The sequence below is a fragment of the Cyclobacterium xiamenense genome, assembly GCF_009467825.1.
Classification (GTDB): Bacteria; Bacteroidota; Bacteroidia; order Cytophagales; family Cyclobacteriaceae; genus Cyclobacterium; species Cyclobacterium xiamenense.
In genome coordinates this window covers 48,724-64,138 of sequence record NZ_WIOK01000004.1, presented here as the reverse complement: position 1 = coordinate 64,138, position 15,415 = coordinate 48,724, and the positions used below count along the sequence as shown (strand labels likewise).

The 15,415-nt window shown below is 48.5% G+C and carries 9 protein-coding genes; 2 read left to right on the top strand and 7 right to left on the bottom strand.

Features of this window, described 5'->3' with window-relative positions; all coding sequences use genetic code 11:
• Positions 1-43: 43 nt before the first annotated feature.
• From GCU44_RS04150 to GCU44_RS04120, 7 genes are all read right to left on the bottom strand, one after another.
• Entirely contained in the window at positions 44-2,155 is a 2,112-nt protein-coding gene (locus tag GCU44_RS04150; RefSeq protein WP_154854207.1) for an alpha-L-fucosidase, read from the bottom strand.
• Positions 2,109-6,239, bottom strand: coding sequence for a hybrid sensor histidine kinase/response regulator transcription factor (locus tag GCU44_RS04145; RefSeq protein WP_154854204.1), 4,131 nt, complete (start codon positions 6,237-6,239; stop codon positions 2,109-2,111). Before GCU44_RS04145 ends, GCU44_RS04150 begins: the two co-directional genes overlap by 47 nt.
• Positions 6,240-6,352: 113 nt before the next feature.
• A complete protein-coding gene (locus GCU44_RS04140) occupies positions 6,353-7,009 on the bottom strand; it encodes a Crp/Fnr family transcriptional regulator (RefSeq protein ID WP_092170113.1) in 657 nt (218 codons plus the stop codon).
• Between the two features lie 18 nt (positions 7,010-7,027).
• A complete protein-coding gene (locus tag GCU44_RS04135) occupies positions 7,028-7,426 on the bottom strand; it encodes a DoxX family protein (protein WP_154854201.1) in 399 nt (132 codons plus the stop codon).
• A gap of 525 nt (positions 7,427-7,951) precedes the next feature.
• Complete coding sequence (gene ppsA, locus GCU44_RS04130; RefSeq protein WP_154854198.1) at positions 7,952-10,312, bottom strand: phosphoenolpyruvate synthase; 2,361 nt, start codon at positions 10,310-10,312, stop codon at positions 7,952-7,954.
• A 259-nt stretch (positions 10,313-10,571) separates the two neighbouring features.
• Entirely contained in the window at positions 10,572-11,891 is a 1,320-nt protein-coding gene (ahcY, locus tag GCU44_RS04125) for an adenosylhomocysteinase (protein ID WP_154854195.1), read from the bottom strand.
• A gap of 72 nt (positions 11,892-11,963) precedes the next feature.
• On the bottom strand, positions 11,964-12,719 hold the full coding sequence (locus GCU44_RS04120) for a biotin--[acetyl-CoA-carboxylase] ligase (RefSeq protein ID WP_154854192.1): 756 nt from the start codon (positions 12,717-12,719) through the stop codon (positions 11,964-11,966).
• 100 nt (positions 12,720-12,819) lie between these two features.
• Here GCU44_RS04120 and rsfS point away from each other — a divergent pair, with 100 nt between their 5' ends.
• Together rsfS and ftsH are read left to right on the top strand one after the other, a co-directional pair.
• Positions 12,820-13,173: a ribosome silencing factor gene (gene rsfS / locus GCU44_RS04115; protein ID WP_154854189.1), complete on the top strand. Its 354-nt coding sequence runs from the start codon at positions 12,820-12,822 to the stop codon at positions 13,171-13,173.
• Between the two features lie 70 nt (positions 13,174-13,243).
• Positions 13,244-15,295: an ATP-dependent zinc metalloprotease FtsH gene (gene ftsH, locus GCU44_RS04110; RefSeq protein ID WP_154854173.1), complete on the top strand. Its 2,052-nt coding sequence runs from the start codon at positions 13,244-13,246 to the stop codon at positions 15,293-15,295.
• The last annotated feature ends 120 nt before the right edge of the window (positions 15,296-15,415 follow it).

Genomic DNA, 15,415 nt, shown 5'->3' with positions numbered 1-15,415 from the left:
CAGGTGGTTTAATCCCTGGTTTTCTACCGCTGATTGCTGCCCATTACGGATTCCCAATAAGTACGCCCAGTTCGGCATAACTTGCCGGATTATCGTCCAGTTTATCCAGTGCCCGCAACTGAATGTACCTGCCTGTTACGGTAGGAAAAGTAACCCGTTGCTCGATAGGGCTGTTCACAATGTTTCCAAATTCGCCCTCATTCACCTGCGTCCACTGTCGCCCGTCTTCGCTAACTGCGAATGCGTACCGGGTAATCAGGCCGGATAGGTACCTGTTTTGCATGGGGAAATAGGTAAATCCGGTCAATGCATAGCTTTTTCCCAAGTCGATGGAAACACGGTCCGTATCTGTAAAATAGTTTGTCGTCGGGTCTTCGTCGATCAGGTGTTCGGACTGTTCGCCATCACCCAAGACGGTCCAATCTTTTCGGGCAAGTTGCAATGCCTTGAGTGCAACCTCGCTAATTTCTCCAGTCCCCGGATCTTTTGAAAGCACCCGAATCGCAGTTGGATCCAGTACGGGGAAGGGCTCGGTATACCGCTTGCCTTGCTGCGCCGGGTCGGAGCCATCCAGCGTGTACCAGATCTCCAGCCCCTCTTCCGGTGCTTTCAGGCTTACCATGCCGGATTTATCCCGGGTGATGCTGGGAGGAAGCAGTAACTTGGGAGCCAGGTAAAACGCCAGGTGTTGCACCGTGGGGCTTGCTTTTGCATCCGTAATGGCGAAACGAATGGCCGTGGTTTCCGTATCCGGCAGGCGTAAGATCCGCTTAAAGCCCACGGTGGTGCCGGAGGCAAGAGGCGTCCAGCTTCCCTCCTCTGTCCTGATTTCGACATCAAATGCCTTGATTCGTTGCCCCAGCTCAATATTTTCCTGGACGAGAAACCGGTTGAACCGGACCGGATCGGGAAACTCCAGCTGAATGGTGGCTGCAATGGTTCCTTCCGCTGCCGCCCAATAGCGGCCCTTTTCTTCCAATATGGCCGACACTTCGTATCCCTTTCCCAAAGTGGAAGTAGCCGTAATGCTGGCCTTATCCAGCGGCAGCGGTACAGAAAAGTCCTCCCGAATTTTATGGACCAATTTCATCAGTTGGGCCTGATCATTTTCGTGAATCAAGCCCCTTCTATCAATGGGAAAATTCAGCAAAAGGGAACTATTTCGTCCGATACTGTGGTAGTAAATATCCAGTAACTGTGGCAGGGATTTAACCTTATGGTCTTCATAGGGATGGTAATACCAGCCTGGCCGGATGGAAACATCCGCTTCCGCGGGCACCCAGTGGGTTCCATTTTCCTGGCCGGGAGCGTAGACTTTGGCATATTCCGGCATACCACCGTACACCGAATCCCGCATCAGATTAGACCAGGTGGTCTCGTAGGCAAAACCGTGCTCGTTACCTACCCAACGTACGTCCGGTCCAGCATCCCCAAAAATGACGGCATTGGGCTGCAATTCACGAATCAAGTCAATGGTGGTAGCCCAGTCGTAGTAGCTTTTTTTGTCCACCCGCCGCTCTTCATTGGCTCCGCCATAGTATCCAGTCCCGCCGTTTGCACCATCAAACCATACTTCAAAAATTTCTCCGTAGTTGGTGAGCAATTCCCGGAGTTGCTGCCGAAAGACATCGATGTACTCCGGCTTTCCATAATCGGGATGATTTCTATCCCAGGGAGAAAGGTACACCCCAAATTTGAGACCTTCCGCCCGAAACGCTTCGGAAACCTCCCGAACGATATCTCCCTTCCCATCCTTCCAGGTGGCGTTTTTTACGGAATGGGAGGTGGTTTCGGTAGGCCAAAGGCAGAACCCGTCGTGGTGTTTGGCCGTTAGGATGATTCCTTTCATACCTGCCTCCCTGCAAATTTTCGCCCACTGCGAGGGGTCAAAATCGGTTGGGTTAAACAAGGCAGGATCCTCGTCGCCCATGCCCCATTCCCGATTGGTAAAGGTGTTCATATTAAAATGGGCAAATGCGTAAAATTCCATGTCCTGCCATTCCAGCTGCCGTTCGTGGGGAATGGGCATCACGGGTTCCGGTGGGGTCGCCGAAGGCCCGGAACAGGCACCACCTGACAATAAGAGCGCTAACAGGAGGTAGTACAAGCTAGTTATCCTCGTTTTCTTTTTGGTAATGAGAGGGGATTTTTCCATAATTGGCTTTAAAGTGTTTGGAGAAATATTTGGCATTGTTGTAACCTACCTTGTAGGCGACTTCCGATACGGTAAACCGATTGGTAACCAACAATTGGGCTGCACGCTGCAGGCGAATGGATCGGATGAACTCCAGGGGCGTCTGTCCGGTAAGTGAGTTAATTTTTTTGTACAGGTGCACCCGGCTCATTCCAAGAAGCTTACTGAGTGTCTCTACCGAAAAGTCCGGATTATCAATTTCCTTTTCGACCTGCAGTACGGCGTTTCGTATCAGCCGGTCATCCAGTGATTCCAGCTCGGCTTCGCTTGTTTTCACCGTGATGAGTTTGCGGTAATGTTGCTGCAGCCGTTCCCTTTCCCGTAGTAAGTTGGCCAGTGATGAACGCACGATTTCGAGATTAAAAGGTTTTTCCAGGTAGAGGTTGCAGCCGGATTGCAAGCCAAGCAAATGATCTTCTTCGGCAGTTTTGGCGGTGAGTAAAACTACCGGTACATGGGAAGTCTTAATGGTGGTCTTGATCGCCTGACAAAGAGCCACCCCATCCATTTCCGGCATCAGCACATCGGAAAGAATGATATCCGGGATTTTCCGAAGCGCAATAGCAAGGGCCTCTTTGCCGTTGGCTGCCTGATCGATGATATAAGAATCACGGAGCACCTCCGCAAGGTATTCCCGCAAGTCTGGGTTGTCTTCTACCAATAACAGGCTGGGGCGGTCCTGTTCGGCCTGCCCCGAACCAGAGGAAATCAGCTCTTCCTTTCCTGTATCCATGAAAAATTCCTCCCAGACCAGGTAGCCCTCCCGAAGGATAAGCGGAAGCGAAACAATAATCGCCGCTCCCTGGCCCGGGATGCTCTCGGCCCTGGCACTGCCTCCGTGTAGTTTTGCGTATTCTTGTACCAAAGAAAGCCCGATACCTGTACCCTGGTTTTCGGAAGAACTAAGCGTCACATAACGCTCAAAGATGCGGTCCAGTTGATCCCGAGCAATTCCCGGTCCCGAATCCCGAACGCAAATAGCTGCCCAGCCCCCGGACAAGCTGTGTTGTTTGAAATCCAGGCTTACATTGATTTCTCCTTCTGCTGGCGTAAATTTAAAGGCGTTGGAGAGTAAATTGTACAGGATTCGCTCCATCTTTTCTCCATCAAAAACGGTCGGAATATTCCGTACATTGGAGCTAAAGGTGAGACCAATTTGCCTTTGTATAGCCAAACTCCGAAAAGCGTGAACCTGCTCTTCCAAAAAAGTGACCAAATCTGCTTCTGCCGTTTGCAATTCCAGTTGCTCGTTTTCCACCTTTCGGATTTCCAGGAGTTGGTTGACCAGGGTCAGCAGCTTTCGGGCATTTTTCTGGACAGTTTGCAGCTGAAACCGCACGGGACCATCCGGGGTGTCGGCTACCAGTTTTTCTACCGGTGCCAGAATAAGTGTCAGTGGTGTCCGAAACTCATGGCTCACGTTCGTGAAAAACCTGCTTTTCATCTGGTCCAGTTCAGCCAGACGTTTGTTCTCCTTAATTTCCTCCAGTCGGCTAAGCCGTTGACGTTCCCGGTACACAAACCACTGCCAGGAAGAGGCAATACATATAACTAGCACCAGGCCATACATACCAAATGCCAGGGGTGTTTGCCAGAAAGGAGCCAAAATCTCTATATCAAGGTTGGCCACTCTCGCTCCCCAGGCTCCGTCGATGGAGGAAGCTTTCACCTGTAAGGTGTAATTTCCAGGGTCAAGGTTAGTAAAAGTGACTTCAAAAGGGGAAGTCTCCACAGCAATCCACTCCTTACTGAACCCCTCTAGCCGATACAAAAAGCTGCTTTTTTCCGGGTTTAGGTAATTCAGGGAAGAAAAAGAAACGGAAAAAATATTTTCATGGTGCGTTAGTTGTACCGATCGACTTACGTTCAGGGGTTTGTCCAGCAACACCCGGCCGTTTACCCGTTCGTTCACCGCTACGGTTTGGTTGAACAGGCGAAAATCCGAAAAAACCACCTGTGGCTCGGCGTCAAAAAAAGGAAAGGTTTCAGGATGCAAGTAGGTTATCCCATCCACTCCGCCGAAGTATACCCTACCATCGCTGGATACGTAGGCGGCATTTTTGTTAAACCTATCACCTTGTAAGCCATCCCCACTAGTGAAAAATCGAAACGAGAGAGAAAGCGCTGTAGCACTACGGTCCACTTCGGCCTGAATCAAGCCGTCATTGGAACTCAACCACAGATTCCCTTGCTTATCCGGTACCAGACTTACCAGAAAATCGTTTTTCAACCCGTTGGACTGGTCAAATACATGAAAGGAATCCATTGTTTCGTCAACATAGAACAAGCCCTGGCCTGTGCTTATCCAAATGATTCCATAGCGATCCCGAAACATGTCCGAAACGTTTGAGTGGCTAAATCCGGAGGGATCGGCAGAATTTCCAGGAAAATACCGTTGGTAGCCTTTTTCGGGATGAAAAATGTCAATCCCAAGGCTTCCCCCCACCCAGATATTTCCGGTATTGTCTTCGGTAATGGCAGTGATGTATTGGTTATTCAATGCGATACCCATTTCTTCCGTGCTGCACTGCGTAAAGTTACCCGAGGCTTTGTCGAATAGAAAGAGCCCTTTCCGGAGCGTACCTATCCAAAACCTTCCGGCACTATCTTCAAAAATCTTCCAAATATTGTTATCCTGTAATGCATCCGGCTTGCCTATTTGGGCCTCATAGTGGGTAAAATTTTTTCCATCGTATGCATACAAGCCTCGTTGGTAGGTACCGATCCACAAGGTACCGGACCGGTCGCTGTACAAATCAACCACTACTACATCGGAATCAGGCACGGGTCCTGTATCGTTTGGCCACTGCGATACATCCAGGTAAGTGCCGGATTTGGAATCGTACCGCCACAAGCCTCCACCGTTTGATCCCACTATAAGGCTCCCCGAGGGATCCTCCTCGATCGCATTGACGTCATTTATAGGCAAGGGGTTTTCCGGATCAATATCCCTCCTAAGCAGCCCAAATCGATCCAAATTGGGATGGTACAAGTCTACTCCCCTTTTGTGCGTACCCACCCATACCACTCCGGATGCATCCTTAAACAGAGCGTAGACCGCATTGTGGGATAAGGCCAGGCTACTTTCCGGCCTGTTGAGCACATAATGAACGTTGTTGCTTTGGGTGTCAATAATATTAATCCCCCCGTGATCCGTACCTACCCAAATTTCTCCTGGGGCGTATTCCAATACGGATTTAACCAAGGGATTGTTAAGACGAATCCCCTCGGAATCCTCGCGAATGGCCTGCACCTGCCAGGTTTTACCAGAAATATGAAACAAACCAAGCGGAAAATCCGGACAAAAAACCCAGGCATCCCCCGATTGATCCAGCACCAATTCAAAAATATAGTTCTGAAGAATCTCCGACTCATCGAGTAATGCCAGCCTTTTTTTAACCCGTAAATTCGCCCCGGAGAGAATATCAATCCAACCATTTGCGTGAACCAGCCAGAAATTACCTTCCGAATCTTCCTGAATATCCGTGACCAAATTGCTACCTATGGTTCCATCCTCCGATGTTTTGGAAAAAAAATACCGTGCCTCCTGCAAGCTGCTGTCAAGGAGCGTAATGCCTTCGAAGGGGTGCAAAAACCAATACCGTTTTTTGGAATCTTCGAAGACCTTGGTTAGCACTGCACTTCTCAGCTGGTACCGGGCTGCAAACTCTTCCATGTCTCGTGCAAAGATTTCCTTGTCCTTTAGGTACACGTTGACAATCCTCTCGGCATCCTTAAACCATAAATTACCCGCAGGTCCCGGGTAGATTTTGCTGATGGAATTACTACTGATCGTACTGGAATCATGCTCATCTGCAAAATACCTGCGCAACCTGGATCCATCAAACCGATTCAGCCCATTGCTGGTGCCCAGCCACATGTAGCCATCCACATCCTGAAAAATAGCCTGTATGTCTCCGCTGGAAAGGCTTTGACCGGTATCCAGCTTTTTAAACCGGAACGATAAGGCCTCCTGCGCTTGAAGCGTTGGTAGGCACACCATCACCATACAAATCAACCTAAAAAAAAGGAAGCCTTTTCCCATAGACTACTTCATTTCTTGAACCTTCGTTGCCCGCGACTGGCATTGGGTGACTCCTATGGTTCCCGTAAGCGGTTGGATTTTTTCACACGCACAAACGGGTTTCTAAGGGGCATTTATTTACTAATCAATTCCTCAAAATCATCGCGAATGTAGATCACGTTTCTACCCAGCTCGATCCACTTTTTCTTTTCCAACTGCTTGAGCAACCTGGAGATTACCTCGCGGGAGGTACCCAGTTCCGAAGCTATTTCCTGATGGGTGGTGTGCAATTCATTAGCCTTTGCCTGCTTCATTTTGGTTACAATGTAACGCATCAATCGCTCATCCATTCGCTTAAAAGCCACCGCATCGAGTGTCTCAAGCATTTCCTGAAATCTGGATTGATAGGTGGTGGAAACGTAGTCTTTCCATTGTTTGAATTCGTCCGACCATTGCTCGTGGGTATGCACCGGAACGGCCAAAATGAGGGTATCTTCTTCGGCTACGGCCTTGATTTCACTGGGTTTGGAAGCCGAACAGCAGGTGAGCGACAGGGCGCAGGTTTCGCCGGGCTCCAGGTAATACAGAAACAATTCCCTTCCTTCCTCGTCCATACGTAGCACCTTGATGCTTCCCTCCAAAACGATCGGCACCATTTTCACAAACTGGCCGGGTTCCATGATGGTCTTTCCCTTGGGAATTTCCATGACCTTGCCTTCTTTTGCCAGGGCCTCCCGAAGTCGGGAATCGGTGATAAAGGGTAGGTTTGTTTTTAAAACTTCGATATCAATCTTGTCGATCATAGGAACTTATTTAGCGGATGGGTTGGACGCGTCCAACGAAAAGGTATTCACCTCATTAAACTCATATACCAACACAAAAAACAACAAATGAATCATTTGCGAGGGCAGGGCGGACCAATTTTCAATCATTGAAGTACCAAACATAAGCAAAAGCATCAATAAAGCACCGCTGATACCTGCAATTCGCGTCTTCCAGCCCAAAATAAGCGCCAGTCCCAGCATCAACTCCAGAAAGGGCAGCACCAGACTAAAAGGAGTCACCAAAAGTTCGGGCAAAATGGATTCGCTAAAATTGCCCACCATCCCGGCACTGAAGGCAGACAGCTTCGGGATTCTAACCAAACCATGGCCGAGCATACTGATGCCGATTCCCAACCGGATAAAAACAAAGGATACGGGTTTCATCTATTTATAATTGTCTTTAATGGTCAGATGCATGTCCCGATCACATCGGGAGGATCTCGCATGATTACTAATCATTCTTCCATGTACCGCTTGCGCTATGCATGTCTACTTAAGGAAGGATCGATTTCATCTGTTTATATTTTTTTTCAACGGTCAGATGGAATCTCGCATGATTGATAATCATCCCACTGTGTGACGTTTTCGTCATGCCTGCCTGTCCGAGGCAGGCTCGATTTCATGTGTTTAAAACTGTCTTTTAGTGGTCACATGGAATCTGTTAGTACTCTTTTTTTTAGGCCATAGGCCTGTCATAACCTTCGGAAGAATTCCTGCCTACCGGCAAGCAGGTCGCATGTCTCTCCTCCCGACGCTTATCGGCGAGGGGATGTTATCGGGATATTACCCCGCGAGGCGTATTTGTCAGGAATTTCCGCCTCAGGCAAGCACGATTTCAGTTTTTTATCGGTTAAAATTAATCGTTCCCGCCGTTCCCACCAAGTGTTTGCCTGCCAATATGTCTCTTTTCTATTTTTTTTCTGCTTTTTGGATGTTTTTAATCCCTGCTAGCAGGGCATCGGCATTAAATGAAATGCTATCGATCCCCAACCCGACGAGAAAACCGGCAAACTCCGGGTAATCACTGGGAGCTTGTCCACATAATCCGATCTTTTTTCCCTTTTTCTTAATGGCCCGGATGACCTTTGTTAACATCTCTTTTACGGCAGGGTTATTTTCATCAAACAATCCGCTCACCATGGCCGAATCCCGGTCCACCCCGAGCACTAGCTGAGTCAGGTCGTTGGACCCGATGGAGAACCCGTCAAATAAGTCAGCAAAAGACTCCGCAAGGATGACATTGCTGGGGATTTCCACCATCATGTAGATTTCCAGTTTGTTTTTTTTCCGTTCCAGACCAAACGACTGCATGCATTCCAGGACACGCACGCCCTCATCCACCGTCCGGCAAAAGGGGACCATGAGTTTCACATTATCCAAGCCCATCTCTTCCCGAACCCGTTTCATAGCCTTGCATTCCAGGCCGAATCCCTCCCGATACAGCTCGTGGGAATACCTGGATGCACCCCGAAATCCCAACATGGGATTTTCCTCCTCGGGTTCGAAGTACTTGCCGCCGATCAATTCCCGGTATTCGTTGGATTTGAAATCGCTCATGCGTACAATCACTTCCTTGGGGTAAAAGGCGGCGGCTACCATGCCCACGGAAGCTGCCAATTTTTCCACAAAGTACTGCTGTTTGTCCGCATAATCCATTGTCATGGCCTGTATGGCTTTCTTTTCGTGACTTTCCACCATCTCGTCGAACTTCACCAGTGCCATCGGATGGATCCGAATGGCTGTGGAAATGATAAATTCCATGCGTAGCAGCCCCACTCCCTGTTGGGGATACATGGCCAGCTGGAAGGCCCGTCCCGGGTCTGCAAGAATCAGCTTGGCCGCGGTCTTTGTCGTCCGGAGCCCTTTCAGTGACACTTCCTTTTCCTCCCAATCCAACTTTCCCTCAAATACGCTACCCCGATCTCCATCAGCGCAAGACACGGTCACCAGCTGCCCGTCCTGCAGTTTTTGCGTGGCATTGCCCGTTCCTACCACGGCGTGAATGCCCAATTCCCTGGCCACGATGGACGCGTGGCTGGTTCTACCACCCTTGTTCGTAACTATACAAACGGCTTTTTTCAGCAATGCATTCCAGTCAGGATTCGTACTGTCCGCGACGATAATATCCCCCATTTTAACTTTAGGACCATCTGCGAGGGAATTGACGATGACTACCTTGCCACTTGCAATGGCCTTACCGACGGCTTTTCCCTGGCAAATCGGTTTCGTTTCAGACTGTAGGTGATAGGTCTTTAATGTCAGCGGCTGTTGTTGGTGCACCGTCTCCGGGCGGGCCTGAACAATAGTCAACTCCCCTGTTTTCCCATCTTTGGCCCATTCAATGTCCATGGGCCGCTGGTACAGTTTTTCGATTTCCAGACACCATTTACCCAATTGTACGACCTCCGTTTCGCTCAGGGAAAATTCCTTTTGTTCCCTATCGGAGGTCGGGATTTTTTTTACAGGATTTTTCCGGTCCTTGGTGTAGACCATTTTGTGTTCCTTTTCCCCGAGTTTCTTTTCCAATAACGGCTGTGGTGATCCCTTTTCAAGCGCAGGTTTGAACAGGTAAAACTCATCCGGGTTTACCGCTCCCTGAACGACCAGTTCACCCAGGCCCCAGGCGGAGGTAAGGTAGACCACCTTGTCAAAACCCGATTCGGGGTCCAAGGTAAACGCGACTCCCGCGCTGCCCTTGTCGGATCGGACCATGTATTGCACCCCCACAGAAAGGGCCACTTCCAGGTGATCAAATCCCTTATCCAACCGGTATTTTATGGCTCGATCGTTGAAAAGAGAAGCATAGCAATTCCGGATCGAAGCCAACAATGCGGAAGAACCCCTGATATTCAAAAAACTATCGTGCTGTCCGGCAAAACTGGCCGTGGGAAGATCTTCCGCAGTGGCACTACTTCGGACCGCTACGGCCTTCTTTTCACCCAGCTGCTGATAGAATTTCACCACTTCTTCCTGCACGGAATCCGGTATTTCTGCCGACAAAATCAACTTTCGACAGCTACTTCCTACCTTGTCTAAATTTTTCAGCGTTTTCGTGTCAAGGGAGTCCAGACTCTTTTTCAGCGGTTCGAGTAAGTCTGAAGCTTCGATATACTCCCGGTACGCGGCAGCGGTCACCGCAAATCCGCCAGGCACCTGTATTCCCAGCGGCGTCATTTTTCGAATCATTTCTCCCAGGGAAGCATTTTTTCCTCCCACACGCGAAAGGTCCGTGTGCCGGATTTGCTCAAATGGAATACAATATTTGGTCATTTTCGGGCTAATTTGGTTACAAAGAGTAAGTTACCCAATTTTAGCAATCAAAATCATGACCTCGCTCATGTTCAAAAAGAAAAATACAACCCGTCCATGCAAACACTGCCCTACCCTTTTCTTCACTCAGAGACCAACGGTTTGCCGCAGGCCAATTTGTAAAGATTTTAGAACCCCCTATCTGTTGTAAAAAACGTTAAAAAAAAACCCGAACCTTGGGTCCGGGTTTTCTTTTCGTATAGGGATATGTTTCCAACAATTAATACCGGTAGTAATCCGGTTTGTAAGGTCCCTGTTGGTTGACACCGATGTACGACGCCTGATCGGGCGACAGTTCATCCAGTTCCACACCGAGTTTTTTCAGGTGCAAGGCTGCTACCTTCTCGTCCAGGTGCTTGGGAAGCATGTACACACCCGCCTCGTACTGATCGGTATTGTTCCACAATTCCATCTGGGCAAGGGTCTGATTGGTAAAGGAGTTGGACATCACAAACGAAGGATGTCCCGTAGCACAACCCAGATTCACCAACCGGCCTTCCGCAAGCAGGATGATGTCTTTGCCATCCAAATGGTACAGGTCCACCTGCGGTTTGATTTCGTCTTTGGTATGTCCGTATTGTTCGTTCAGCCAGGCCATGTCAATTTCGTTGTCGAAGTGGCCAATATTGCAAACAATGGCTTTGTCTTTCATCGCGCGAAAATGTGCCTCACCGATGATGTCTTTGTTGCCGGTTGCCGTAACCACAATATCCGCTTCCTTTACGGCATCCATCATTTTTTTCACCTCAAATCCATCCATTGCTGCCTGCAGGGCGCAGATGGGATCGATTTCGGAAACAATGACCCGGGCTCCGGCACCCCTAAGGGAGGCAGCAGAACCCTTGCCTACATCACCATAACCGGCTACCGCAGCCACTTTACCTGCCATCATGATATCGGTAGCCCGGCGAATTGCATCAACTAGTGATTCCTTACATCCGTATTTGTTATCAAATTTTGATTTGGTGACCGAATCGTTGACATTGATCGCGGGAATGGTAAGCGTTCCGTTCTTCATTCGCTCATAGAGTCGGTGAACACCCGTGGTGGTCTCTTCCGACAGTCCCTTGATACCGGAAACCAATTCCGGGTACTGATCCAACACCATATTCGTTAAGTCTCCTCCATCGTCGAGAATCATGTTTAACGGCTTGCGCTCCTCTCCGAAGAAAAGTGTTTGCTCGATGCACCAATCGAACTCTTCAGCGGTCAACCCTTTCCAGGCGTACACGCTGATACCAGCTGCAGCCACCGCAGCAGCGGCATGGTCTTGTGTAGAGAAAATATTACAGGACGACCAGGTCACCTCTGCCCCCAGGGCCACTAGCGTTTCGATCAGCACTGCGGTTTGGATGGTCATGTGCAAACAGCCCGCAATCCGGGCGCCCTTTAGCGGTTGGGTGGCACCGTACTCTTCTCGCAGGGCCATTAGACCCGGCATTTCACTCTCCGCAAGACGGATTTCTTTTCTTCCGTATGCGGCCAATGAAATATCTTTCACCTTATATTGAATATATTTCTGTGATTTGGTTGTTGACATGTTAACGAAGCTATGGTTTAAATTAATTTTTGACAAATTTAGGAATTCAGGGACACAAAAGAAAATGCTGAACTAAACGAATGCTATTTGTTTCAGGTCATAACAGGCTACCCTACCGTTTTGTTTGCGTACTTGTAGCCGGCCGTCTTCGCCCACGCCGGTAATCTTTCCGGTAAATAGCTCCCCGTCGTTGTAGGTAGCCCAGCTTCCAAACCGGTACAACTGTCCAAGGTATTCCTTATGGATGGCCTCCCATTCGCCGGCCTTCAGCCGAAGGTAATAAACCTCCACCGATTGTAGAATGGCCGACAGCACCTCATCCAGCGAAAACGTGTTACCAGAAATCCCCGCCAGGGAGACCGCCTGCGGTACCGGAAACTCCAGCTGATTCACATTGATGCCGATTCCTGCCACCTGAAGCACCAGCTGCTTTCCCCTCACACTATTTTCCAGGAGCATGCCACCCACCTTTTTTCCCCCTTCGTACAGAAAATCGTTCGGCCACTTGATGGAAAGGCCCGATACAAATTCTGACAACCCCTTGTGAACCCCAAGGGCAACGGCCATGTTCAACACAAACTGCTGGCTTACAGCAATAAATTCAGGCCGGAGTACGATGGAAAAGGTGAGGTTCAATCCAGGGGCCGCGTACCACTGCCGGCCTCGTTGTCCTTTGCCTCGGGTCTGGTTTAGGGCTAGCACAACCGTTCCCTCTGCGGCCTTCCCGGAACGAACCAATGAAAGGGCCGTTTCGTTAGTAGAATGACAGTCTGTCAGTATTTGCAAATCTTTTCCTAAAAAAACCGTATTGGCAAGGATTTTATGCATTTATAATTAGTTATTTTATTCGATAATCTGGATATTTAAAATCAGGTTAAATGTAGGAATAAAATAAATTTTAACTAAAAAACCACAGAAAAAAGCACCTATGACGGCAGAGGAGTTGAGCAAAGTGATCGTGACCGGGATGGAAGACAAAAAAGCATCCGATATTGTAGTAATGGATTTGCGGGACATCACGAGTACGATGACCGATTTTTTTGTGATTTGTTCGGGCTCCTCTGACACGCAGGTAGAGGGTATCTCCAACGCCGTGGAAGAAACCGTCTTCAAACGAAGCAACGAACGTCCCTGGCGGAGCGAGGGAAAAACAAACCGGCAATGGGTACTGATGGATTACGTTAATGTGGTGGTTCACATATTCTTAAAAGAAAAAAGAGAATTTTATCAGTTAGAAGAGCTTTGGGGAGATGCCAAGGTCACCAAAATAAACAGTCACTAAATCAACTGGATTTAAACTTTCATTTTTTAATTTCGTTGTACAAAAAGTTTATAGAAATAAAAAAATCAACATGAGTGATAAAAATAAATCGAAAAAATTTGTTCCAAAACCACCTCAGAAACCTAATTTTCAAATTTGGTTGATCATAACCGCGGTTATTGTCCTGATCGGTGTCACTTGGTTCAACCAAAATTCAGCTACGGTAGAAATCACAATGAAACGGTTTGAGGACATGGTGCTAAGCAGCGATGTCCGGAAGGTTACGGTGATTTACAATCAGAATTACGTAGAGGTCACCCTTCGGGAAGAGGCACTCGAAAACCAACGGTACAAAGACGAATTGGAAGCCCAAAACCGATTTTACAATCCAACAGGACCTCACTACCGAATCAACATCGCTTCCGTAGACAATTTTATTGAAAATTATACCCGCCTGGAAGAGCAACTCCCCGAGGAAGAACGCATCGGCTATTCGGCCAAAGAACAGGAAAGTTGGGGAAATTGGATCTCGAGTTTCGGCTTTCTGATTTTGATATTTTTCCTTTTTTGGATGATGATGCGTCGCATGTCCGGGCCAAGCGGTCCGGGAGGTCAAATATTCAATGTGGGCAAATCCAAAGCCCAATTGTTTGATGCAGAGAACAAGGTCAAAATTACATTTGACAACGTGGCAGGCCTGGATGAGGCGAAAGAAGAAGTGGAAGAGATCGTTGAATTTCTTAAAAACCCCGGGAAATTCACCAAACTTGGTGGAAAAATACCCAAGGGTGCGCTATTGATTGGTCCTCCCGGTACCGGTAAAACCCTGCTGGCCAAGGCAGTGGCCGGTGAAGCGGGGGTACCTTTCTTTACCCTATCCGGGTCAGATTTTGTGGAAATGTTCGTCGGTGTGGGAGCTGCCCGTGTACGGGACCTCTTCAAACAGGCCAAAGAAAAAGCACCTTGCATCATCTTTATTGATGAAATAGACGCCATTGGACGCTCACGGGGAAAAGGGCAAATGCCTGGTTCCAATGACGAGCGTGAAAATACGCTGAACTCGCTCCTTGTGGAGATGGATGGATTTGGCACCGACTCCGGAGTAATCGTGTTGGCGGCAACAAACCGACCGGATGTGCTGGATAGCGCGCTCTTACGCGCTGGTAGATTTGACCGTCAAATCAGTATTGACAAGCCGGACATTGTGGGAAGGGAGGCCATCTTTAAGGTCCATTTGGAGCCAATCAAGACGTCGGATGACGTAGAACCCAAAAAACTCGCGGCTCAAACTCCCGGTTTTGCCGGAGCAGAGATAGCCAATGTCTGCAATGAAGCTGCCTTGATTGCTGCAAGACGAAATAAAAACGCGGTAGACATGCAGGACTTTCAGGACGCCGTCGACCGGGTCATTGGTGGTTTGGAAAAGAAAAATAAAATCATCTCTCCGGAGGAGAAAAAAATCGTTGCCTACCACGAGGCCGGTCATGCCGTAGCCGGTTGGTTTCTGGAGCATGCCGATCCCTTGGTGAAGGTGAGTATCGTACCAAGAGGTATAGCCGCCTTGGGCTATGCACAATACCTTCCCAAGGAACAATTTCTCTACCAAACCGAGCAATTGATCGACGAGATGTGTATGGCCCTTGGAGGACGAGCCGCAGAACAGATCATTTTCGGTAAAATCTCTACCGGAGCATTGAGTGATTTGGAACGCATCACCAAGATGGCGTATTCGATTGTTTCCATTTACGGGATGAATGAAAAAATTGGGAACGTATCCTTTTACGATAGCAAGGGGAGCGAATACAAATTTGATAAACCGTATTCGGAAAGTACTGCACAAACCATTGACGAGGAAGTGAGAAAGTTAATCGAGTTTTCCTACGGCAAAACCATTACCTTACTGAACGACAGAAGGAACGAACTCGAGATAATTGCCAAGGAGTTATTGGAAAAGGAGATCCTTTTTCAATCCGATTTGGAAAGCCTTATAGGAAAAAGACCTTTTGACAAAGAGACCACCTATGAGAAATTCACCAAAGTCGTAGACGGCAAAAAGATCGAAGCTGAGGTCAAAAAAGATGCAGACGAAGCCACCGAAGAGCCAGAGGAATCCAAAGAAGACGTAGTAGAAAACAAGGACTGATACCCGACCTCGACGATGACCCCAGTTTTCCAGAGCAAAAGCGGCAAAACCCGCTACTGCTCTGGAATTGCTTTTGGAGGCAACACGGACCCCATGCCCAACAGTCAGCGGCAAAATTGC

Bases quoted from the DNA above. Each gene is read 5' to 3' on its own strand.
- GCU44_RS04150 (WP_154854207.1), bottom strand. From the start codon at position 2,155: ATGGAAAAATCCCCTCTCATTACCAAAAAGAAAACGAGGATAACTAGC.
- GCU44_RS04145 (WP_154854204.1), bottom strand. From the start codon at position 6,239: ATGGGAAAAGGCTTCCTTTTTTTTAGGTTGATTTGTATGGTGATGGTG.
- GCU44_RS04135 (WP_154854201.1), bottom strand. From the start codon at position 7,426: ATGAAACCCGTATCCTTTGTTTTTATCCGGTTGGGAATCGGCATCAGT.
- ppsA (WP_154854198.1), bottom strand. From the start codon at position 10,312: ATGACCAAATATTGTATTCCATTTGAGCAAATCCGGCACACGGACCTT.
- ahcY (WP_154854195.1), bottom strand. From the start codon at position 11,891: ATGTCAACAACCAAATCACAGAAATATATTCAATATAAGGTGAAAGAT.
- GCU44_RS04120 (WP_154854192.1), bottom strand. From the start codon at position 12,719: ATGCATAAAATCCTTGCCAATACGGTTTTTTTAGGAAAAGATTTGCAA.
- rsfS (WP_154854189.1), top strand. From the start codon at position 12,820: ATGACGGCAGAGGAGTTGAGCAAAGTGATCGTGACCGGGATGGAAGAC.
- ftsH (WP_154854173.1), top strand. From the start codon at position 13,244: ATGAGTGATAAAAATAAATCGAAAAAATTTGTTCCAAAACCACCTCAG.